Consider the following 20,791-nt stretch of genomic DNA (forward strand, 5'->3'; position numbering starts at 1 on the left):
GCATTTGCTGTTTCGCACTCTATTTGCACTTGGCCAGAACCACCTGACAGGTGTTCGGCGTCCCACCGGAACGTCCGGCATAACGCATGCAATTGGCCATGGATTTTTGCCGGGCCATGTTCAGGCTCGATCCCCACGCCAGACCGCCCTCGCCGACCGTCGGCAGCGCTTTGGCGTAGCAACTGTCGCCGACGCCCGAGGGCGGGTAGTGTTTTTTGTTCGAGCAGCCTGCGTTCAGCGTCAGGCTGAAAACGATGAGCATGGGCAGAAGCCACCGCGAGTCTCGGCGTTGCAGTGTTCCGATCATCGCGTGGCTCCCGATGCAAAGGGTGTGGCGATGAGTCTAGCCGCCATGAATCACCCTCACTCGCTGCCCGTCGCCTGCCGATACTGGCGTGGCGTAAACCCGGTCGAGGCTTTGAACTGACGTGTGAAGGCGCTGTGGTCGGTGTAGCCACATTGCAGGGCAACCTCGGTGATCGGCAAATCGCTGTGCAGCAGACGGTGGGCGTGTTCCAGCCGCACTTTCTGGATCATCTGCCGTGGCGTCAGGTGGAACACGCGCTTGCAGTAGCGCTCCAGTTGCGCCACGGAAATGCCGGCGATGCGCGTCAATTCACCCAGCGTGACCCGGCGATTGAAGTGCGCGCGAATGTGCTCATCGACCGTCGCCAGCCGCTGAAAGGCCGGATGGGTTTCACTGGCTGATTGCAGGTCCACCGAAATGCCGGCCAGGCCGATGATCGCGCCGTCACGGTTGTACAGCGGCTGCTTGTGCGTCAGGCACCAGCCCGGTTCGCGACTGCCGTACAGGTGCAGTTCGAGCTGATCTTCCAGCACAAACCCCTCCTCCAGCACTTTGCGATCCTGCTCGGTGTAGCCGGGGCCCAATTGCGCCGGGAACACCTGCGCACTGGTCTTACCGAGCAACGGACGCAAGTCTTTCAGGCCACAGCGTTGCACCAGCGTGCGGTTGGCGAGCACGTAACGGGCCTGCAGATCCTTGATGAAAATCGCCGCATTGGGGATCACGTCGAGCATCGGCAACAGCAACGCCGCGCCTGCCACCAACTGTTCAAGGGTCTGCGGACGAAGACCTTCAACACCTTGAGACAGCATCGAAAACGCGCTCTGGATCAAGGTTCTCTCCCTTGCTGATGGTCAGGCCACGTGCCTGCCGGGTGGCGTTCGCGTGCAGATTGCAGCATCAATCAAAGGCTGTCGAGAGCCGCGTTTCTTCTGCGTAACTGTGCTGATTTCGTCATTGTTCTCGCGGCAAAACATCAATCGCCGCCATCGTGATGAGTTCAAAGTCTGGCCTCGGTGACACCACAACTGCCTATCCAATAACTCACAAGAAGGCGATGCCATGTCAGGCCAAGGCAAGTTCAAAAAACAGCTTTCACTGATCGACCTCACATTTATCGGGCTCGGGGCCATCTTCGGTTCCGGCTGGTTGTTCGCGGCCAGTCACGTGTCCGCGATTGCCGGGCCGGCGGGGATTTTTTCCTGGTTGCTGGGCGGCTTCGCCGTGTTGTTGCTGGGCATCGTCTACTGCGAACTGGGTGCGGCACTGCCACGTGCCGGCGGCGTGGTGCGTTACCCGGTTTACTCCCACGGGCCGCTGCTCGGCTATCTGATGGGCTTCATCACCCTGATCGCATTTTCCAGTCTGGTGGCAATCGAAGTGGTTGCTTCGCGCCAATACGCAGCGGCGTGGTTTCCCGGTCTGACCAAGGCGGGCAGCGGTGATCCGACGATCCTCGGCTGGATGGTGCAATTCGGTCTGTTGTGCGTGTTCTTCCTGCTGAACTACCGCAGCGTGAAGACCTTCGCCAAGGCCAACAACCTGGTCAGCGTGTTCAAGTTCATCGTGCCGCTGCTGGTGATCGGCGTGCTGTTCACGTTCTTCAAACCGGCCAACTTCCAGGTGCAGGGATTTGCCCCGTTCGGTCTGTCCGGTGTGGAAATGGCGGTCTCGGCGGGCGGCATCATCTTCGCGTACCTGGGACTGACGCCGATCATCTCGGTGGCCAGTGAAGTGAAGAATCCGCAGCGCACCATTCCCATCGCGCTGATCCTCTCGGTGCTGCTGTCGACGCTGATTTACGTGCTGCTGCAGATGGCGTTTCTCGGCAGCATCCCGACAGAAATGCTCGCCAACGGCTGGGCCGGCATCAGCAAGGAATTTGCCCTGCCGTATCGCGACATCGCACTGGCATTGGGTGTCGGCTGGCTGGCATATCTGGTGGTCGCCGATGCGGTGATCTCGCCCAGCGGCTGCGGCAACATCTACATGAATGCGACCCCGCGCGTTATCTATGGCTGGGCGCAGACCGGCACCTTCTTCAAAGTCTTCACCCACATCGACGAGAAGTCCGGCATCCCGCGTCCGGCGTTGTGGCTGACCTTCGCTCTGTCGGTGTTCTGGACGCTGCCGTTCCCGTCGTGGGAAGCGCTGATCAACGTGGTTTCCGCCGCGCTGGTGTTGAGCTACGCCGTGGCCCCGGTGTCGGTGGCGGCCCTGCGCCGCAGCGCGCCAGACATGCCGCGTCCGTTCCGGGTCAAGTGCATGGGCGTGCTCGGGCCGGTGTCGTTCATCATCGCCGCGCTGATCGTCTACTGGTCGGGCTGGAACACCGTGTCGTGGCTGCTCGGCCTGCAGATTCTGATGTTTGTCGTGTACCTGCTCTGCGGCCGCTTCGTGCCGACCGCTCACCTCAATCTGGGCCGTCAGGTTCGCTCGTCAGCGTGGCTGATCGCGTTCTACGCAGTGACCATCGTGCTGTCGAAACTTGGCACTTTTGGTGGTCTGGGCATTCTCGCCCATCCGTTCGACACGATCGTCGTCGCCGCTTGCGCCACCGGCATTTATTACTGGGGCGCCGCGACCGGGGTACCGGCGCATCTGCTGCGTCTTGAAGAGGATGACGAGGAAAGCGAAGTCGCCTCACCTGCCACGTCCGTGACGGCGCGCCCTGCCGGCGCCTACTGACATCACCCAACGGGACATATTCATGAAACGAGTACACGTCATTGATTCCCACACCGGCGGCGAACCTACCCGCCTGGTGATGAGCGGTTTCCCCGATCTGCCCGGCAACACCATGGTCGAAAAACGCGATGCACTGCGCAATCAGCACGACCAATGGCGCCGCGCCTGTTTGCTCGAACCGCGCGGCAACGATGTGCTGGTCGGTGCGCTGTATTGCGAAGCGGTGTCGGCAGACGCGACCTGCGGGGTGATTTTCTTCAACAACGCCGGCTATCTGGGCATGTGCGGCCACGGCACCATCGGCCTGATCAATTCGTTGCAGTACCTTGGCCACATCGCGCCGGGTGTGCACAAGATCGACACACCTGTCGGCCCGGTCAGCGCCACGCTGCACGACGACGGAACCGTGACCTTGGGCAACGTGGCCGCCTACCGGCACCGCAAACAAGTGCCAGTGGACGTGCCCGGATTCGGCCGCGTCCTTGGCGACATCGCCTACGGCGGCAACTGGTTTTTCCTTGTCTCCGAGCACGGTCAGACGCTGAACATGGAAAGCGTCGAACACCTCACGGCGTACACCTGGGCGATGCTCAAGGCGCTGGAGGAGCAAGGCATTTTCGGCGAAGACGGCGCCATCATCGACCACATCGAACTGTTCGCTGACGACGACGTGGCCGACAGCCGCAACTTCGTCATGTGCCCGGGCAAGGCCTACGACCGCTCCCCGTGCGGCACCGGTACCAGCGCCAAACTCGCCTGCCTGGCCGCCGACGACAAGCTGCAACCCGGCTCACGTTGGGTGCAAGCGAGCATCACCGGCAGCACCTTCGAAGGACGTTTTGAATGGCAAGGCGAACGCATCCGTCCTTTCATCACCGGTCGCGCCTACATGACCGCCGACAGCACGTTGCTGATCGACGAAACAGACCCGTTCGCGTGGGGCATCTGAGCTACCGCGCAGACTTTTCACCGCAATTTGAATGATGTGCCAAGGAGTTAAAACAATGAGCGACAACATCTTCACCGGTTGCATGCCGGCCCTGATGACCCCGTGCACCGCCCAGCGCAAACCCGACTTCGATGCCCTGGTGGCCAAGGGTCGCGAGCTGATCGATATCGGCATGAGCGCCGTGGTTTATTGCGGTTCGATGGGCGACTGGCCGCTGCTTACCGAAGCCGAGCGTCAGGAAGGCGTGGCACGTCTGGTCGCCGCCGGAATCCCAACGATTGTCGGCACCGGCGCGGTGAACACCCGCGAAGCGGTTGCCCATGCAGCGCACGCTGCCAAAGTCGGCGCGCAAGGTTTGATGGTGATTCCGCGCGTGCTGTCCCGTGGCGCCTCGGCTGCCGCGCAAAAGGCCCACTTCGCGGCGATACTGCAAGCCGCGCCCGACTTGCCGGCCGTGATCTACAACAGCCCTTACTACGGCTTCGCCACCCGCGCCGATCTGTTCTTCGAACTGCGCCGCGAGTACCCGAACCTGATCGGTTTCAAGGAATTCGGCGGCGGTGCCGACCTGCGTTATGCCGCTGAAAACATCACCTCCAAGGATGACGACGTGACCCTGATGGTCGGCGTCGACACACAAGTGGTGCATGGCTTCGTCAATTGCAACGCCACCGGCGCGATTACCGGCATCGGCAACGCCCTGCCCCGCGAAGTGCTGCAACTGGTGGCCCTGAGCAAACAGGCGGCCAAGGGTGACGCCAGGGCACGGCGTCAGGCGCGGGAGCTGGAGTCGGCGCTGGCGGTGCTGTCGTCGTTCGATGAAGGCTGCGATCTGGTGCTGTATTACAAGCATCTGATGGTGCTCAACGGCGACAAGGAATACACCCTGCACTTCAACGAAACCGATGCGTTGAGCGATTCCCAGCGTCGTTATGCCGAGAAGCAGTATTCGCTGTTCCGTCACTGGTACGAGAACTGGTCGGCCGAGCAGAACTTCGCCTGATCGCCTCCCCCTTTACCTGCCGTGAATCAGCGTGATTGGCGGCAGGCACCACCTTCTTCATCAGGAATACACCATGACTCTGACGGGCCACCTGCTGATCGGACAGCACACAGTCGCGGGCACGCGCGAAGCCATTCGGGGGATCAACCCGGCCACGGATGCCGCACTGCAACCGGCGTACGCCGGGGGTTCGGCGGAGCATGTTGCGCAGGCGTGCGAACTGGCGTGGGCGGCGCTGGACCGCTATCGCGAAACCACACTGAGCGTCCGTGCCGGATTTCTTCAACGCATTGCCGAGGAAATCGAAGCCCTCGGCGATGAACTGATCGACCGCGCCGTGGCCGAAACCGGCCTGCCGCGCCCGCGGCTGTTGGGTGAGCGCGGGCGTACCTGCCAGCAATTACGACTGTTCGCGCGCACCGTGCGTGCCGGCGAATGGTTGGATGTGCGCGTCGATAACGCGCAGCCGCAACGCCAACCGATGCCGCGTGCGGATTTGCGCCAACGGCAGATTGCCCTGGGCCCCGTGGCGGTGTTTGGTGCGAGCAATTTTCCCCTGGCGTTCTCCGTGGCCGGCGGTGACACCGCGTCGGCGCTGGCGGCCGGTTGTCCGGTGATCGTCAAGGCACACGGTGCCCATCCCGGCACCAGCGAACTGGTTGGCCATGCCGTGGCGCGGGCGGTGAAAACCTGTGGTTTGCCGGAGGGGGTATTTTCGTTGCTGTACGGTTCCGGGCGCGAAGTGGGCATTGCTCTGGTCAGCGATCCGCGCATCAAAGCCGTGGGGTTCACCGGTTCGCGCAGCGGCGGTCTGGCCCTGATGCAAGCCGCGCAGGCCAGGCCCGAGCCGATACCTGTATATGCGGAAATGAGTTCGATCAACCCGGTGCTGCTGTTTCCGGCGGCACTGCAGAACCGCACGCAGGCACTGGCCGCAGGCTTTGTCACTTCGCTGACCCTGGGTGCCGGGCAGTTCTGTACCAATCCGGGATTGCTGATTGCTCGCCGAGGGCCGGCGCTGCAGTCATTCGTCGACACGGTTGCCGACCTCCTCCAGCAGAGCCCGGCGCAGACCATGCTCACCCCGGGCATCTGCGGTGCTTACGAGGCAGGTCTGAATGCACTGGCGGAAAACGCCCGCGCCAGAATTGCCGCCATCGGCCAGATCGGCAACGGCACGAACCAGTGTCAGGCTCATGTGTTTGTCACCGACGCGGGCGATTTTCTCGCCGATCATGGGCTGCAAGCCGAAGTGTTTGGTGCCGCCTCGTTGATTGTGCAGTGCGCCAGTGACGATGAAGTCCGTCAGGTGATCGAGCATCTGGAAGGCCAACTGACGGCCACGCTGCACCTTGATGACGAAGACCTGGAACGCGCGCGCTTATTGGTGCCAATACTGGAGCGCAAGGCCGGCCGCCTGCTGGTCAATGGCTGGCCAACCGGCGTGGAAGTTTGCGATGCGATGGTGCATGGCGGCCCGTTTCCGGCCACCTCCGATGCGCGCACCACCTCGGTGGGCACGGCGGCGATCCTGCGTTTCCTGCGTCCGGTGTGTTACCAGGACTTCCCGGACAGTCTGCTGCCCGGCGCGCTGCGACAGGCCAATCCGCTGCACGTGAGCCGACTGGTCGACGGGCAACGGGAAGTGCCAAAACATGGCGAATAACGTTTCCCATGACATCGCCGTGGTCGGCGCCGGCATCATCGGCGTCGCCTGCGCCTTACGACTTGCGCGCAGAGGCTTGCGCGTGGTCGTCATTGATCAGCAGTTGCCGGGCCACGGTGCGTCGTTCGGCAATGCCGGGCATCTGGCGACCGAGCAAGTGTTCCCGATTGCCGACGCGTCGATCCTCAAACGCCTGCCGGCCATGCTCATGGACCCGATGGGGCCTTTGCGCCTGGACTGGACATACTTGCCCCGCGCCTTGCCGTGGTTCACGCGGCTGCTGCTCAATCTGCGTGCGCAACCTTATCGCAAAACCGTGGAAGGATTACGCGCGCTGAATGAAGGCAGCCTTGAGGCGTGGCATCGATTGCTCGCCGACATCGCCCGGCCTGATCTGCTCAAGGTCGACGGTTCTTTGCTGGTATTTGAACGCCCCGAATCCCGTCAGGCCATCGACGCCTTGCAAACACGATTGCGCCAGCAGGAAGTACCGGTCGATTACTGGCCGGCCAACGCCATTCAGCAAACCGCACCCCAACTCAGTACGCAGATTCAGGGCGGTTTGTTCTTTCCGCGTACCGGGCACTTCATCGATCCCTATCGCGTGGTCTGTGAATTGGTCGAAGCAGCCAAAGCTTGCGGCGTGAGTTTTGTGCAGCAACAGGTGCAGGGCGGCTATGTGCAGGAGAACGGTGTATCGCTGATCACCGGCGCCGGCGCATTGACCGCCAGTCGCGTGCTGATCGCCTGCGGCGCGCACTCGGCGAAACTGACTCGTGCACTCACCGGCAAGCACGTACCGCTGGACACCGAACGTGGTTATCACCTGATGCTGCCGCACGAACAGGATCGCCTGCCCTTCCCCGTTACCTCGCTGGAACGCAAATTCATCATGACGCCGATGACCGAAGGCTTGCGACTGGCGGGCACCGTCGAATTCGCCGGACTTGAGAAGCCCGCAAACATGCAGCGCGCCTGGCAGTTGCATCGGTTGAGTCAGGGCTTGTTCCGCAAGGATCTGAACGCCGAAGCGGCCACCCCCTGGATGGGCTTTCGCCCGTCGCTGCCGGACTCGTTACCGGTAATTGATCAGGTGTGCGAAGGCAAAGTGCTGCTTGCGTTCGGGCATCAGCATCTGGGTTTGACACAGGCGGCGGTGACGGCGGAGAGGGTTGTGGGGATGGTGATGCCGAACAAGGACAGTGATACGCCGAGTCTCCAGCCGTACCGGTTGAATCGTTTCTGAATAGTTTGGTTCGTTCCCCCAGCCTGCTTGCAAGTGCAGACTTGGGGAACGCGGCAACCGAATGACTCATATGTTACGAAGGCATCAACCAGTGCTGCTCGGTGGTCCACCCCAGAAAAACCTTCGCTCCCTCAAGCGCCTGGCGATCCACTGTCAACTGATGCCCGGTGGCGGCAACGCGCAATCCGATCATTGCGGGTAGAAATCTCTCCCGGAACTCACTGGATTGCGCTGCAAAATGCGACTCGATACTGTCGAGCGCAGAACGCAACAGCTCGTCTTCGAGCATCGACAGGTAAAAAACCATTTGGCGCCAGGCATAAGCGGTGTTTTTCAACATCACCAGACGGGTATGGTAATGCTTGATTTGCATCTGCTGTTGCCTGCAAATCCACTCAAAACACGTCAGGGCCAGCGCGCTCAAACGGTGGTGCAACAGTGTTTTCAGACTTAACTCGCCAAACAGGAGCGCGAGGTTTTGCGTTGTCAAAATCTGTTGCTGCTCCAGGATCGTGCCGTTGACCGCTGGTTGCCAAGTCCCGAGGGTGGCGTTTGCACGTTTCGCGCAGAGCGTCGCCAACGCATCACGGTTGTTTGATCGACGCCATTGGTCACTTGGCCGTGATCGGCGCTGATCGGGAAGGCCCGCCAGCCCATCCGTATCGATATCGTAATAGCGGGCATAAAGCGTTCCGGCTATCAGGCGGGCCGAATGCCGGGCCGCTCGGGTGAATTTGTTGGAGAAAGCGCCCATGAAAATGTCGGCCGCCACCTCTTCAACGAAAGGAAGATCCAGCTTCGCCGTCTCAGCCAGTGAAACAAATTCCTGCAACAGCTTGTTTGGAACAATTGCCTGAGGAAAGGCAGAAAGGGTCAATGCAGACGCTTCGATCAACGCCTGTCGGGCGCCGTTAACGGAAATGGCGCTTGCCTCACGCTCACTTTCCAGCACCGCGATCCAAGGCAGCTCTGTGATTTTTACCTGACTCTGCAGGTTGAGCAGTAACAAGGATCGCCGCCGACGGAAAGCACGATACGTTGCACCCGTCAACGCTTGCAGCGTCCGGTCTCGGTACCCGGCGCTACAGATTTCAGCTGTCATCGCTGGCAGAACTTTCGCCACAGTGTCTGCGGATGAGATCAAGCCATGCTCAATCAACTCGACGATTGTGCCCTTGCGGGAGCGTTCAAGGCGTCGGCGAACAGCGGGCGGCATAGTCGTTCCAGCAACCAGCGCGTAACGCTTCGCCTCTTTATCGGTGATCGGTGTCAGCAGTGGTGAAAAGTCACTGATACCATCTGAACCCGGATAATCAGTCAGACGCGCCGAGACCGCGTGAGCGATCAAATGATGCCCGGGGGCCGCCACGTGACTGCACTGCTCTGCCCGTTTGATGGAATGTGCGGCGGATTCGGGATGGCCGTGTTTGCTGACAAAGTCATCGACAATTCGCCGGATGCGACCGACCTGACGCCCCGTCAGGGATTCGGGCTCTCGGGAACATTGACCGAGTAACGCAAAGAGTTCCGTAGCCCGGTTCTTGAAGGAACCATCGCTTTGAGGTTCTGCGTCACAGGTCTTGGCAATCTGCGTGCACAGCTCCGTCGCTCGCTCGAACCAACCTTCAGGATAGTGCCTGCAAGGCCAGCCCTCCTGATACGTCAAAAGAATGAGTGAGATCGCAGCATCGTAGAGAGGCAGACGATTTTCAACGACATGCTTTTGCACGGCCAGACGCGGTTGAGCCAACTGCCCGGTGAGCCGTTGCCTGACACTGGCAGTATCAAAGACATGCACCTCGGCGGTGGAAATCGGCGGCTCGTGAACGACTGTCGGAAAGAAACGCAGCCGGTCGAAGAAAGGCACAATCTGCTCGATCAGTGTTCGCGCTTCTTCAGTGCGCTGATGCCGCAGAAGCCATGACACCGTCAGCAGTGCCGCTTCTTCCGGAACATCGATTTGATAGTTGCCTTTCGTCAATCGCTCTTGCAGCGCGGCGACACCCGCGTCCGAAAGATGCCAGGCATTGAGATCGAGCCGTTCATGACCTGGACGAATGCCAGGGATCGACGCGACCAGCTGACGTTCACAGGCGGACAAAACGCCACCGGCCAGGAGTTGCCCGGTGGCGAAACCGCCCGTAGCCACCTCCAGAGTGACCCATTCGGGCAAATCTGCGAACGGCATGCGTGAGCCGTATTGTGCGCTGCCCTGCAACAAATGCTCGACGACCCGCTGCCAGCGCTCGATCCGAATGCGTGCCTGCGGGCCAGCGTCGTTTTGATAAGCGGTCAACGCTCGAGACAGTTGAAACACCGCATAACCGGCATTGACTCCACTGTGCTCGTCGAATTCGCCGTCGTGCCTGGACATACTTCCTTGTGACCCTACGATGTGATGGGTCCGGGGGCTGGATTCGAACCAGCGCCCACCCGGTCCAGAGCCGAGTGTTCTACCGCTGAACTACCCCGGAGCAGAGGGCGCATTGTTGTCCAGCCAAGCAGGGATGTGAAGCGCTGTTTAGCAGTTTTTGTTGCGGCACAATTCCGCTGGCACACGGCATGAAAACAGCACGACATGACAGCCCTCGGCTAGTCGTAAAACGGCGCAACCGCAATCCGGCTCCCCACGAAAAAGCTGTCCGCCACCAACCGTAACGGCTGCACATCCACATCACTGCCCTTATCGGCGATCAACTGCTGAAAGTGCCGATACACCGCCGCATATTCACCCTCTTGCGACACCACCTGGCGCACACCGTCAATGCTCAACAACGCACCACCGTTGTCCAGTCGCAACACCCCTTCGGCGCAACGCACTTCGATGCTCCACAGCTCATCGTGTCCATGGTCGAAATCAAACTCCGCCCGCACATCGAGCTGACGCGCATCGGCCATTTTGATTGAAGCGGCAATTGGCGACTGGCAGTTGTCCGGCACACGCAGTTCGGCGGATTCGACGAACAGTGGCAGCGCCAGCAGATGGGTGACGATCGACAACGCGTTGATGCCCGGATCGAACACGCCCAGACCGCCCGGTTGCCAGATCCATGTCTGGCCGGGGTGCCATTTGCGCACGTCTTCCTTCCAGTCGATCTGTACGCTTTGCAGGGTGCACGTGGCAAGCCAGTCACGGGCGATTTCTATGCCGGGTGCGTAGCGCGAATGCCAGGCGAACAACGCGCTGACGCCCTGCTCGCTCGCCTGATCCACCAACGCCATGGCTTCACCCAACGTTGCACACGGTGGCTTTTCGACCAGCACATGTTTGCCGGCGGCCAGCGCCTCTTGCACCAGCGCGAATCGCCCTTGGGGTGGCGTGCAGAAAGCTATCGCATCGACGTGCGGGCCGTTCTCCAGCAGTTCGCTCAGGGACTGAAAATTGTCGACGCCTGCGCAAGGCTTGCCTTGGGTAGCGACCGACACCAACTGAAATCCTGGGTTGGCGTTGATCGCCGGAACGTGTTGATCCTGGGCAATCTTGCCGTAACCCACCAGGCCGAGACGGATTGGTTGCATCAATGACTCCGCTTTTTGTTTTGATTGGTCAGCTGTCTGTTTTTGTCAGCGAGCCGGCAGATTAACCGCAATCATCGCCAGCGTCTGTCTGCACAACGTCACAAGGACGCGCAGGATCAGGCAAGCATTGCACAGGAATGCACTACTGCGCGGCGCGGCAGAACGGGAAGAATGTCCCCACGATAAACCGATTGAGGATGTTCCCATGCTTGTACAGGCCTACGGCGCCCACGCTGGCGACAAACCCCTTGAGCCGATGCAGATCAACCGTCGCGCCCCGGCGGCCCATGACGTGCAGATCGATATCGCGTTCTGCGGCATCTGCCATTCGGACCTGCACCAGGTACGCGCCGAATGGGCCGGCACGCAGTTCCCTTGCGTGCCGGGGCACGAGATTGTCGGTCGGGTGGCGGCAGTCGGTGCGCATGTCACGGATTTCAAAGTCGGTGATCTGGTCGGCGTCGGTTGCATTGTCGACAGCTGCAAACACTGCGATGACTGCGAAACCGGTCTGGAAAACTACTGCGACGGCATGATCGGCACCTACAACTTTCCGACCCCGGACGCACCGGGCTGGACGCTGGGCGGCTATTCGCAAAACATCGTCGTGCATGAGCGTTACGTGTTGCGCATCCGCCATCCCGAAACGCAACTGGCGGCGGTCGCGCCGCTGCTGTGCGCGGGAATCACCACTTACTCGCCGCTGCGCCACTGGAACGCGGGGCCGGGCAAGAAAGTCGGCGTCGTCGGCATCGGCGGTCTGGGCCACATGGGCATCAAACTGGCCCACGCCTTGGGCGCGCACGTAGTGGCCTTCACCACGTCCGAATCCAAGCGCGAGGCGGCGAAAGCGTTGGGCGCCAATGAAGTGGTGGTGTCACGCAATGCCGAAGAAATGGCCGCGCACGCCAAGAGCTTCGACCTGATCCTCAACACCGTCGCAGCGCCACACGACCTCGACGCCTTCCTCGTGCTGCTCAAGCGAGATGGCGCACTGACGCTGGTTGGCGCGCCGGCCACCTCGCATCCGTCGCCGAACGTGTTCAACCTGATCATGAAGCGCCGCACGATTGCCGGTTCGATGATCGGCGGCATTGCCGAGACCCAGGAGATGCTGGATTTCTGCGCCGAACACGGCATCGTCTCCGACATCGAACTGATCCGCGCCGACCAGATCAACGACGCCTACGAGCGCATGCTCAAGGGTGACGTGAAATATCGTTTTGTGATCGACAACGCCACGCTGGCCGACTGATTCAAATCTGGATCGCAGAAAAAACAAAAGCCTGCTTGAAAAAGCAGGCTTTTCGTTTTGCAGCATCAACTCACTTTTGCTGGGCAGTCAGTGCCGAGTAGCTGTTCATCAGGTTGCGGTAGTTCGGGATCCGCTGCGACAGCAGGTTGCCCAGCCCTTCGATGTCGTTGCGCCAGTCGCGGTGCAGCTCACAGGCCACCGAGAACCAGTTCATCATTTGTGCGCCGGCCTGGGTCATGCGGCTCCACGCGGCCTGCTGCACGGTGGTGTTGAAGGTGCCGGAGGCATCGGTGACGACGAACACGTCAAACCCTTCCGCCAGTGCCGACAAGGTCGGGAACGCGACACAGACATCGGTGACCACGCCGGCGATGATGATCTGTTTGCGGCCGGTGGCCTTGATCGCCTTGACGAAGTCTTCGTTGTCCCAGGCGTTGATCTGGCCTGGGCGAGCGATGTACGGCGCATCCGGGAACATCTCTTTCAGTTCCGGCACCAGCGGGCCGTTCGGGCCTTGTTCGAAACTGGTGGTGAGGATGGTCGGCAGTTCGAAGAACTTCGCCAGATCCGCCAGCGCCAGCACGTTGTTCTTGAACTCGTTCGGCGAGAAGTCCTGCACCAGCGAAATCAGACCGGTCTGGTGATCGACCAGCAACACGATGGCGTCGTCTTTGTTGAGGCGGTTGTAGGTTGGAGTGTTCATGTGTGCGTCCCTTTTCGTTGTTGAGTGTGTGGTTGCGTTCAAGTTGGACACAGGTTACTGATTCACCGAAAAGGGATAAATCGGTTGAAATGTGTTTCACCGTCAACTCAAAAGGGACAATCTTTTTTTTTCAAAACAAGCCTTACTCAAACAGGTCGCGCGGTAGCTCCACCCGTGCCACCAGGCCACCGCCGCTTCGATTGCTCAAGCTCAGTTCTCCGCCCTGCTCGCGCACGATAGTCTGCGCCGCCGACAGCCCGAGGCCGACGCCACCGGTATCGCGGTTGCGCGAGGCTTCGAGGCGAAAGAACGGATCGAACACACGTTGCAGCGCCGCTTCCGGTATACCCGGCCCGGTGTCGCTTACCTCGATGCAGATCCGTTGCGCATCGCCACTCAAGGCGATGCCCGGCTGCTGCGCGTACTTGATGGCGTTTTCCAGCAGATTGACGATCACTCGCTTGATCCCAAGGGGACGGCCGACATACACCAGATGCGCGGGGCCGTTGAAGTCGACGGCGATGTGCTGGTCGCGGTAATCATCGACGATGGTTTGCAGCAATTCGGAGAGGTCGAACGCGGTGCTTTGTTCGCGGTGCGTGTCTTCGCGGAAAAACGCCAGGGCGGCGTTGATCATCGACTGCATTTCTTCGACGTCGCGGATCAGTTTGTGCTGATGGTCGAGGTCTTCCATGAACTCGCTGCGCAAGCGCATGCGGGTCAACGGCGCACGCAGATCGTGGGAAATCGCCGCGAGCATGTGCGTACGTTCGGCAATGAAATGCTGAATCTGCGCCTGCATGGTGTTGAAGGCAATGATCGCCTGACGAATCTCCTCGGGGCCTTCGATGCGGATCGGCGGCGCCCGCAGGTCGCTGCCAAAACGCCGGGCGGCGCTGGCGAAGCGCTGCAAGGGCTTGGCCAGTTGGCGGGTGGCAATCCACGCGACCAACAAGGTGGCGATCAAGCCGAGGGCGATGATGACTGCGATTCGGGTGCCGACGTCCACGCCCCAACTGCGTTCCGGCGGTGTGAACGACATCCAGCTGCCATCGACGAGCTGCACCAGCGCGACGTAATGCGCGCGCGGACTGTTGCTCGGCCAGTCATCGGGATTGAACACTTCGATTTCGCGATCAGCGCCCAACAGTTTCTGCATGACCGGGATCCGCCCTGCTTCCAGTTGAGTGCCGCCGCCGGGCAGATCGAAGTCGGCGCGCCGGGCATGCCACACCACGTCCAGCATCGAACTGCTTGCGGCCCCGGCCAGTTGCGCGCGCAACGCCGCTGGCGCAGCCTCGACCACGCGGGTAGTCACGGCGATCTGCTCCAGCAGGCCGGTGCGATCAATCGGCGGCCGCGCCCAGATACCGGCGACCTGAACGAACAAGGCGTTGAGCGCCAGCGAGGTCACCATCGCCGCGAGGATGGTCAGGGCGATACGCCGGCTGAGGGTGTCACGGCGCAACAGTCGGCGGATCACGAACGGCTGACCTTGGCGGTAAACATGTAGCCTCCATTGCGAACGGTGCGGATCAGGTCCGGGCGTTTGTTGTCCGGCTCGATCTTGCGCCGCAAGCGGCTGACCTGGACATCAATGCTGCGATCAAAGGCGTCGTGACCTTCGCCCCGAGTCAGGTCGATCAACTGTTCGCGGGTAAGAATGCGTTGCGGATGATCGAGGAACACCACCAACAGATCGAACTCGCCGCCAGACAACGGAATCATCACGTTTTCCGGCGAGCGCAATTCACGGCAGGTGATATCCAGGTGCCAACCGGCAAACGCGATAACCGGTCGTGCACGCTCGCTGACGGGACTTGGCTGCTCACTGACACGGCGCTGCAGGGCGCGCACGCGCGCGAGCAGTTCCCGGGGGGCGAAGGGTTTGGTCAGGTAATCGTCGGCACCCAGTTCGAGGCCGACGATGCGGTCGCTGAGTTCGGCCATTGCGGTGAGCATGATGATCGGAATGCCCATTTGCGCACGCACTTTCTGGCACAGGCTCAGGCCGCCTTCGCCGGGCAGCATCACGTCGAGAATCAGGGTGTCCGGGCGGTTCTGCGCAATCGCCGCCCACATCGCCTCGCCATCGGGCGCCACGTCCACCTCGTAGGCGTGCTGCATAAAGAATTTCTTCAGCAGCGACAGGATTTCCACGTCGTCATCGACGATCAGCAATCTGCTCACAGGCACAGGATCCAGAGGCCAAAAAAGACGCATCTAAAACCATTTCGACGTCCGGGTCATTTATTTCAATCGCGCAACATTCCTGCCACAGCGACATCAAGCGGACATCGTCGGGCAATCCTCCTGAGGCAACCTGCAGGCCTTCCACTGCCGGGGACTCCCATGAAGGACATCAATCACAGGTACACCGCCGAAGGACTCAGCCACCATCGTCCGTTGATCCTCAGCCAGCGCACCTCGGCCCCCGGCGACGATACGCCGATTCTGTTTCAGGAGTCGTGCCTTGGCCTCACCGGTACTCAGGACCGGATCGTGCTGCGCCGCTATTTCGAACAATTCAGTCCGAGCCACGCCCAGTGGGTGGAATACGTGCACAGCGTGCCGGTGGCCGACCTCGTGCACTGGATCATGGCCCACGGGCAAATGCACATCGAGTGCTCGGACGACACCCCGCCGTTTCACAAGGAAAATCGTTGATGATCAGCAAACGCGCACTGTCGCTGATGGTGGTAGCCACTCTGGGCCTGTCGGCCTGCAGCAATAAAACCATCGAACCGAAGCAGTACACGGGATTTCTGCATGACTACAGCGTTCTCAGCGAACGCCAGTCACCCTCAGGTCAGGCAGTGTTGAGCTGGATCAGCCCGGCCCTGGCCCGGGGCCGTTACACGCAGGTCTATCTGGCACCAAGCCAGTTCTACCCCAGCGCCGAGCCGACCGAGCGAATTCCGCTGAGCACGCTGTCCGGCGTGACCGATTATTACGACGCGGCCCTGCGCAAGGAACTGAGTAAAGTCACGCGCATCGTCACCACTCAAGGTCCCGGCACGCTGATCGTGCGCCCGGCGATCACCCGAGTCGCCGCCAGCACTCAGGGTTTGCGCTTTTATGAATGGCTGCCGGTCACGCTGGTCGCTGCCGGTGTGAGTACGGCAACGGGCATCCGCGATCAGGACAGCGAGATTGCCACCGAAGTGTCTTTTGAAGACGGCTCGACTGGCGAAGTCGTAGCCGAGGTGGTTCGCAAAGGCACCGGTGTGCCGCTGGAGAATGACAAACAGGTGCTCAGCGCCGATGACGTGAAGGTCGTGCTCGATGGCTGGGCCGCCGATCTGGGCAAGTCATGGGTCGCGATGCACAAGCAATGATTCGGGTTATGCGCTAATTGCGCCTTCATTAAGCGGTCGCTGAAACGTTGTACTAGGATAGGATCCAATTCCCGAGGTTTTCCGTCGTCCAAGGAGATGTCGACGGGGCCTCGCCGAAGCGGTTTTACCTGGTATTTCATGGACGACGCATATGAACTCACAGCTGTTTCCTCACATCGGCAAAGTCATCGCCAGCACCGGTAGCCGCCATTTTCCGCGCATGCTGCATGACTTGATCCTCACCCAACTGGCGGTGGACGCCACGCACATCCGGCAGATGCGCGTCGAACAGGTGGGCCGGGCCTCAAGCCGCCATCCCGAGCTGATCAAGGAATCGGCGCTGCTGGCAGAAACGGTGTTCTCCGAACACAACGCTGCAACCGCCAACGACTTGCCGAATCCGTCGCCATCGACCAGCGCCGATGCCTCGCAACTGCACCTGACACGGCGCAAGGACAATTACCGCTACGTGATTTCGGTGTACCGCAACGGCCAGGCGCAGCATTTCTCCGCGCAGGAGCGCAGCCTGTTACAGGACATCTCGCCCGTGCTGTTGCCGATGGTGGAAAAACACATTCACGCCCTGCAACCGGCCAATCCTGATCCGCAAAGCCTTGCCGAAAATACCGAAGGCAACGGACTGGAATCCCTGCGCCTGCGTTTCAACGAGCGCTTGCAGCAACTGGGCCTGAGCCTGTCGAACCGGGAAAGCGAAGTGTGCATCGGATTGCTCGCCGGGCGCACCGCGCCGGAAGTGGCCGCGCAGTTGCAACTAAAGGTCAACACCGTGGAGAGCTATCTCAAGCGTGCGGCGATCAAACTGGGCATCAGCGGACGGCATTCGTTGATGCGCTGGATGTATTCGCCGCCCGACACCTCGGCATCGACCGCTGCTTGATGGCGCTGCTGACCCTGCAGACGTTTCTGCAGGGTCAACCGTTGATCAATCTCTGGCCAACGCCTCGATCGGATCAAGCCGCGAGGCGTTTCGCGCCGGCACAAAACCGAAGACGATACCGATCAACGTCGAACAAACCACCGCTGTCAGTACCGACGCCAGTGAAAACACCATCTCCCATTCCTTGATAAACAGCGAAAACAGCTGCCCGATGGCATACGACAGCGAAATGCCAATCGCCCCGCCCAACAGGCACACCATCACCGCCTCCACCAGAAATTGCTGACGAATGTCAGACTGGCGCGCCCCTACCGCCATGCGAATGCCGATCTCCCGCGTTCGCTCGGTGACTGACACCAGCATGATGTTCATCACGCCAATGCCGCCGACCACCAGCGAAATCACCGCGATCAGCGACAGCAACAAGGCCAGCGAGCGACTGGTTTTCTGCACCGTCTGCAAGACGCTGTCGAGGTTGTTGGTGAAGAAGTCCTTGCTGCCGTGGCGTTGCAGCAATAACTGCGTAACGTGCTCTTCCACCACTTTGCTCGGCTGACCGTCCTTCATGCGCACGCTGATGCTGTCCAGAAAACGCTGGCCCAACACGCGCCCGGCCGCTGTTTCATAGGGCACCCAGACGTTGAGGGTCTTGCCCGAGGCGAAGAGGTTTTTGTTTTCCGCCGCCACCCCGATCACCGTACAGGGCAGGTTGCCAATCAGAATCACCTGGCCCAACGGGTCGACGCCCGCCCCGAACAGGCGCTGGCGAGTGTTGTGATCGATGACCACCACTTGCGCCTGACGCCGCGCGTCGCTCTCGCTGAAGGGGATGCCTTCGGCCATTTTGATCCCGCGCACCTGGAAATACTGGTCGCTGACGCCGTTGACCTGAGCGTCGAGATCGATGTTGCGATATCGCAGCAACAGGCTGCGGCCGATCATTGGCGTGGCGCTGTCGACGTAATACAGCTGATTGAGCGCCGTGACGTCGGCGGGCACCAGGGTTTCGATGGTCGCCGCACGCTTGTCACCGAAGCTGCTGCCGGGATAGATGTCGATGGTGTTGCTGCCGATCGCCGCGATGTCCTTGAGCACGTAGCGTTTGGCGCCCTCACCCACCGCCGAGATCGACACCACCGAAGTGATGCCGATGACGATGCCGAGCATGGTCAGCAACGTGCGCATGCGATGGGAAACCAGCGCCACCCACGCCATGCTGAACGCTTCTTTGAACAACCCGAGGCTGGCCACCAGACGCCGTGCCGCCGTGGCTTTGGGCGTCACCGCGTGGTCATCCGGCAGTTGCGAGGTGTCACGTACATTGCGGCGGTCGCTGAGGATTTCGCCGTCGCTGACCTCGATAATGCGCTCGGCGTTGGCCGCGACTTTCGGGTCGTGGGTCACCAGAATCACCGTGTGCCCGGCGGCGTGCAGTTCCAGCAGGATGCGCATCACTTCCTTGCCGCTGGCGGTATCGAGGGCGCCGGTCGGTTCGTCGGCGAGGATCACTTCCCCGCCGTTCATCAAGGCCCGGGCGATACTCACGCGCTGCTGCTGACCGCCGGAGAGCTGGCTCGGCCGATGGCTCAGGTGCCCTTCCAGCCCCAGTCGCGCCAGCAGCTCACGCGCGCGGGCATGCCGCTGAAGCTGTGGCGTGCCGGCGTATATCGCCGGTATCTCGACGTTGTGCATCGCGCTCAGGTGCGGCAGCAAGTGGTAGCGCTGGAAGATGAAGCCGAAATAGTCGCGACGCAGTTCGGCCAGCGCCTGATTGTCCAGATCGCGGGTTTCCCGGCCATTGATTTTGTAGCTGCCGGCCGTGGCGTAATCGAGGCAACCGAGGATGTTCATCAGCGTCGACTTGCCGGAACCCGAGGCACCGATGATCGCGACCATCTCGCCGGCGTTGATCGTCAGGTTGATGTTCTTCAGCGCCAGAAATTCGCGGTCGCCACCGGTGAAACTGCGGGTGATGCCGCTGAGTTGCAACAGGGGTTCGGTCATCGTCATGACCCCGCCACCGTCGAAACCGGATCGCCAATCACCACCCGGTCACCTTCGGCAAGACCGTCATTGATCTGCACTTTGACGTTATTGTTGATCCCGGTCTGCACATTGCGCGCCTGCGCCTGGCCCTTGGCATCGAGCACCCGCACCGGAAAACTGCCGTCGCTGTTGCGCGGCCCCAGCGCCGCCACGGGAATGGTCAGAACGGATTGCGCCGTGTCCAGCACCACGCGCACTTGCGCGGTCATCGAAATGCGCAAGCGGTGATCGGGGTTCGGCACCTCGAACAACGCGTTGTAAAACACGGCGCTGCTTTGCTTCGGCGTCCCGGCGGGCGGGGCTTCGAGGAAATTCTGTGGCGCAGGCTCGGTGCCGCGCAGCTTGCCGTAATAGCGTTTGTCTTCGCCGAGAATGGTGAAGTACACCGCCTGCCCCGGGGCAATATGAATCACGTCCGCCTCCGAGACCTGGGCCTTAACGGTCATGGTGTCCAGATCCGCCAGTTTCAGCAGGACCGGCGCCAGTTGACTGGCGATCACCGTCTGGCCTTCCTGAGTAACGATGCCGACCACGTCGCCGTCGATGGGCGCGACGATCCGCGTGTAGGCCAGATTGACCTTGGCGGTGTCGATCTGGATGTGTGCACTTTTGATCTGTGCATCCAGCGACAACAGGTTGGCCTGCTGCACTTCGTAGTTCGATTGCGCGGTTTCGAAATCCTGACGCGAGATCGAGGCATCCTCCTGCAGGTTCTGATAACGCTCGTAGATCGCCTTGGTCTGCTTAAGCTGGGCCTGTGTCGCGCGCTTTTGCGCCTGCAGATTTTCCTCATCGACCTGGGCCTGACGCAGGGTGTTCTGCAACACCAGCGGATCGATTTCCGCCAGCCATTGGCCCTTCTTTACCTTGTCGCCGACCTTGACCTTCAGCGACTTCAACTGACCGGAAACCTGCGCACCGACATCCACCTGCTTGATGCCTTCGAGCAACCCGGTGGCCAGCACCGTGTTCTCGATATCACTGCGTTCGACCGTGGCCGTCAGGTATTGCGGTGCTTCGGCTGGCGCCTGCACCGTGTAGAACACCAGACCGGCCACCGCCGCCAACGCTATTCCCATGGCGGCTCTGCGCAACTTCAACTTTTCCATAAATGCCCACAAGTCCGTTCAGGGATGAGCCCGGCTCGACGCCGGGCTGCCGTTGCCATTCACA

General features: G+C 60.9%; 18 protein-coding genes and 1 tRNA gene. 9 read left to right on the forward strand and 10 right to left on the reverse strand.

Features of this window, described 5'->3' with window-relative positions:
• Positions 1-19 precede the first annotated feature (19 nt).
• Positions 20-307, reverse strand: a complete 288-nt coding sequence (locus F2P67_RS12185) for a hypothetical protein (protein WP_166220647.1) — start codon at positions 305-307, stop codon at positions 20-22.
• 56 nt (positions 308-363) lie between these two features.
• On the reverse strand, positions 364-1,140 hold the full coding sequence (locus F2P67_RS12190; protein WP_178120924.1) for an AraC family transcriptional regulator: 777 nt from the start codon (positions 1,138-1,140) through the stop codon (positions 364-366).
• Positions 1,141-1,369: 229 nt separating this feature from the next.
• Here F2P67_RS12190 and F2P67_RS12195 point away from each other — a divergent pair, with 229 nt between their 5' ends.
• The 5 genes from F2P67_RS12195 (at position 1,370) to F2P67_RS12215 (ending at position 7,859) form a co-directional block, all read left to right on the forward strand.
• Positions 1,370-2,995: an APC family permease gene (locus tag F2P67_RS12195; RefSeq protein WP_166220649.1), complete on the forward strand. Its 1,626-nt coding sequence runs from the start codon at positions 1,370-1,372 to the stop codon at positions 2,993-2,995.
• Positions 2,996-3,017: 22 nt separating this feature from the next.
• Entirely contained in the window at positions 3,018-3,944 is a 927-nt protein-coding gene (locus tag F2P67_RS12200) for a 4-hydroxyproline epimerase (RefSeq protein ID WP_166220651.1), read from the forward strand.
• Positions 3,945-3,999: 55 nt separating this feature from the next.
• A complete protein-coding gene (locus tag F2P67_RS12205; protein WP_166220653.1) occupies positions 4,000-4,947 on the forward strand; it encodes a dihydrodipicolinate synthase family protein in 948 nt (315 codons plus the stop codon).
• Positions 4,948-5,020: 73 nt separating this feature from the next.
• Positions 5,021-6,613 carry an aldehyde dehydrogenase (NADP(+)) gene (locus tag F2P67_RS12210; protein ID WP_166220655.1) on the forward strand — a complete coding sequence of 531 codons (1,593 nt, stop codon included), beginning with the start codon at positions 5,021-5,023 and terminating at the stop codon, positions 6,611-6,613.
• Positions 6,603-7,859 carry an NAD(P)/FAD-dependent oxidoreductase gene (locus tag F2P67_RS12215; protein ID WP_166220657.1) on the forward strand — a complete coding sequence of 419 codons (1,257 nt, stop codon included), beginning with the start codon at positions 6,603-6,605 and terminating at the stop codon, positions 7,857-7,859. The genes F2P67_RS12210 and F2P67_RS12215 overlap by 11 nt, the downstream gene beginning before the upstream one ends.
• A 73-nt stretch (positions 7,860-7,932) precedes the next feature.
• Here F2P67_RS12215 and F2P67_RS12220 read toward each other — a convergent pair whose 3' ends face one another.
• The 3 genes from F2P67_RS12220 to F2P67_RS12230 form a co-directional block, all read right to left on the reverse strand.
• Positions 7,933-10,233: a hypothetical protein gene (locus F2P67_RS12220; protein ID WP_166220659.1), complete on the reverse strand. Its 2,301-nt coding sequence runs from the start codon at positions 10,231-10,233 to the stop codon at positions 7,933-7,935.
• A gap of 25 nt (positions 10,234-10,258) precedes the next feature.
• Positions 10,259-10,333 (reverse strand) — tRNA-Gln (locus tag F2P67_RS12225).
• Positions 10,334-10,451: 118 nt separating this feature from the next.
• Entirely contained in the window at positions 10,452-11,378 is a 927-nt protein-coding gene (locus tag F2P67_RS12230) for a Gfo/Idh/MocA family protein (RefSeq protein ID WP_166220661.1), read from the reverse strand.
• A 205-nt stretch (positions 11,379-11,583) separates the two neighbouring features.
• Between F2P67_RS12230 and F2P67_RS12235 the strand changes: the two genes are divergently transcribed.
• Positions 11,584-12,633 carry an NAD(P)-dependent alcohol dehydrogenase gene (locus F2P67_RS12235; protein WP_166220663.1) on the forward strand — a complete coding sequence of 350 codons (1,050 nt, stop codon included), beginning with the start codon at positions 11,584-11,586 and terminating at the stop codon, positions 12,631-12,633.
• Positions 12,634-12,703: 70 nt separating this feature from the next.
• Here F2P67_RS12235 and ycaC read toward each other — a convergent pair whose 3' ends face one another.
• The 3 genes from ycaC to F2P67_RS12250 all read right to left on the reverse strand — a co-directional run bounded on the left by ycaC (position 12,704) and on the right by F2P67_RS12250 (position 15,559).
• Positions 12,704-13,336 carry an isochorismate family cysteine hydrolase YcaC gene (gene ycaC / locus F2P67_RS12240; RefSeq protein WP_166220665.1) on the reverse strand — a complete coding sequence of 211 codons (633 nt, stop codon included), beginning with the start codon at positions 13,334-13,336 and terminating at the stop codon, positions 12,704-12,706.
• Between the two features lie 142 nt (positions 13,337-13,478).
• Positions 13,479-14,819, reverse strand: a complete 1,341-nt coding sequence (locus F2P67_RS12245; RefSeq protein WP_166220667.1) for an ATP-binding protein — start codon at positions 14,817-14,819, stop codon at positions 13,479-13,481.
• The gene (locus F2P67_RS12250; protein WP_178120925.1) at positions 14,816-15,559 is read right to left on the reverse strand and encodes a response regulator; all 744 of its coding nucleotides are present in this window, start codon (positions 15,557-15,559) and stop codon (positions 14,816-14,818) included. The genes F2P67_RS12245 and F2P67_RS12250 overlap by 4 nt, the downstream gene beginning before the upstream one ends.
• A 129-nt stretch (positions 15,560-15,688) precedes the next feature.
• Here F2P67_RS12250 and F2P67_RS12255 point away from each other — a divergent pair, with 129 nt between their 5' ends.
• The 3 genes from F2P67_RS12255 to F2P67_RS12265 all read left to right on the forward strand — a co-directional run bounded on the left by F2P67_RS12255 (position 15,689) and on the right by F2P67_RS12265 (position 17,572).
• On the forward strand, positions 15,689-16,003 hold the full coding sequence (locus tag F2P67_RS12255) for a hypothetical protein (RefSeq protein WP_166220669.1): 315 nt from the start codon (positions 15,689-15,691) through the stop codon (positions 16,001-16,003).
• Entirely contained in the window at positions 16,003-16,674 is a 672-nt protein-coding gene (locus F2P67_RS12260) for a DUF3313 domain-containing protein (RefSeq protein WP_166220671.1), read from the forward strand. Before F2P67_RS12255 ends, F2P67_RS12260 begins: the two co-directional genes overlap by 1 nt.
• A 151-nt stretch (positions 16,675-16,825) precedes the next feature.
• Positions 16,826-17,572, forward strand: coding sequence for a helix-turn-helix transcriptional regulator (locus tag F2P67_RS12265; RefSeq protein ID WP_166220673.1), 747 nt, complete (start codon positions 16,826-16,828; stop codon positions 17,570-17,572).
• A gap of 45 nt (positions 17,573-17,617) precedes the next feature.
• Here the strand turns inward: F2P67_RS12265 and F2P67_RS12270 are convergent, their stop codons facing one another.
• Positions 17,618-19,576, reverse strand: a complete 1,959-nt coding sequence (locus F2P67_RS12270; protein ID WP_166220839.1) for a MacB family efflux pump subunit — start codon at positions 19,574-19,576, stop codon at positions 17,618-17,620.
• 2 nt (positions 19,577-19,578) lie between these two features.
• Positions 19,579-20,727, reverse strand: coding sequence for a macrolide transporter subunit MacA (gene macA / locus F2P67_RS12275; protein ID WP_166220675.1), 1,149 nt, complete (start codon positions 20,725-20,727; stop codon positions 19,579-19,581).
• Positions 20,728-20,791 lie beyond the last annotated feature (64 nt).

Origin of the sequence: Pseudomonas atagonensis (genome assembly GCF_011369485.1) — a bacterium.
In the GTDB taxonomy this organism is placed as follows: Bacteria; Pseudomonadota; Gammaproteobacteria; order Pseudomonadales; family Pseudomonadaceae; genus Aquipseudomonas; species Aquipseudomonas atagonensis.

Bases quoted from the DNA above. Each gene is read 5' to 3' on its own strand.
- F2P67_RS12220 (WP_166220659.1), bottom strand. From the start codon at position 10,233: ATGTCCAGGCACGACGGCGAATTCGACGAGCACAGTGGAGTCAATGCC.
- F2P67_RS12195 (WP_166220649.1), top strand. From the start codon at position 1,370: ATGTCAGGCCAAGGCAAGTTCAAAAAACAGCTTTCACTGATCGACCTC.
- F2P67_RS12230 (WP_166220661.1), bottom strand. From the start codon at position 11,378: ATGCAACCAATCCGTCTCGGCCTGGTGGGTTACGGCAAGATTGCCCAG.
- F2P67_RS12260 (WP_166220671.1), top strand. From the start codon at position 16,003: ATGATCAGCAAACGCGCACTGTCGCTGATGGTGGTAGCCACTCTGGGC.
- F2P67_RS12250 (WP_178120925.1), bottom strand. From the start codon at position 15,559: ATGCGTCTTTTTTGGCCTCTGGATCCTGTGCCTGTGAGCAGATTGCTG.
- F2P67_RS12185 (WP_166220647.1), bottom strand. From the start codon at position 307: ATGATCGGAACACTGCAACGCCGAGACTCGCGGTGGCTTCTGCCCATG.
- F2P67_RS12235 (WP_166220663.1), top strand. From the start codon at position 11,584: ATGCTTGTACAGGCCTACGGCGCCCACGCTGGCGACAAACCCCTTGAG.
- F2P67_RS12210 (WP_166220655.1), top strand. From the start codon at position 5,021: ATGACTCTGACGGGCCACCTGCTGATCGGACAGCACACAGTCGCGGGC.
- F2P67_RS12205 (WP_166220653.1), top strand. From the start codon at position 4,000: ATGAGCGACAACATCTTCACCGGTTGCATGCCGGCCCTGATGACCCCG.
- F2P67_RS12270 (WP_166220839.1), bottom strand. From the start codon at position 19,576: ATGACCGAACCCCTGTTGCAACTCAGCGGCATCACCCGCAGTTTCACC.
- F2P67_RS12215 (WP_166220657.1), top strand. From the start codon at position 6,603: ATGGCGAATAACGTTTCCCATGACATCGCCGTGGTCGGCGCCGGCATC.
- macA (WP_166220675.1), bottom strand. From the start codon at position 20,727: ATGGAAAAGTTGAAGTTGCGCAGAGCCGCCATGGGAATAGCGTTGGCG.
- F2P67_RS12255 (WP_166220669.1), top strand. From the start codon at position 15,689: ATGAAGGACATCAATCACAGGTACACCGCCGAAGGACTCAGCCACCAT.
- ycaC (WP_166220665.1), bottom strand. From the start codon at position 13,336: ATGAACACTCCAACCTACAACCGCCTCAACAAAGACGACGCCATCGTG.
- F2P67_RS12265 (WP_166220673.1), top strand. From the start codon at position 16,826: ATGAACTCACAGCTGTTTCCTCACATCGGCAAAGTCATCGCCAGCACC.
- F2P67_RS12200 (WP_166220651.1), top strand. From the start codon at position 3,018: ATGAAACGAGTACACGTCATTGATTCCCACACCGGCGGCGAACCTACC.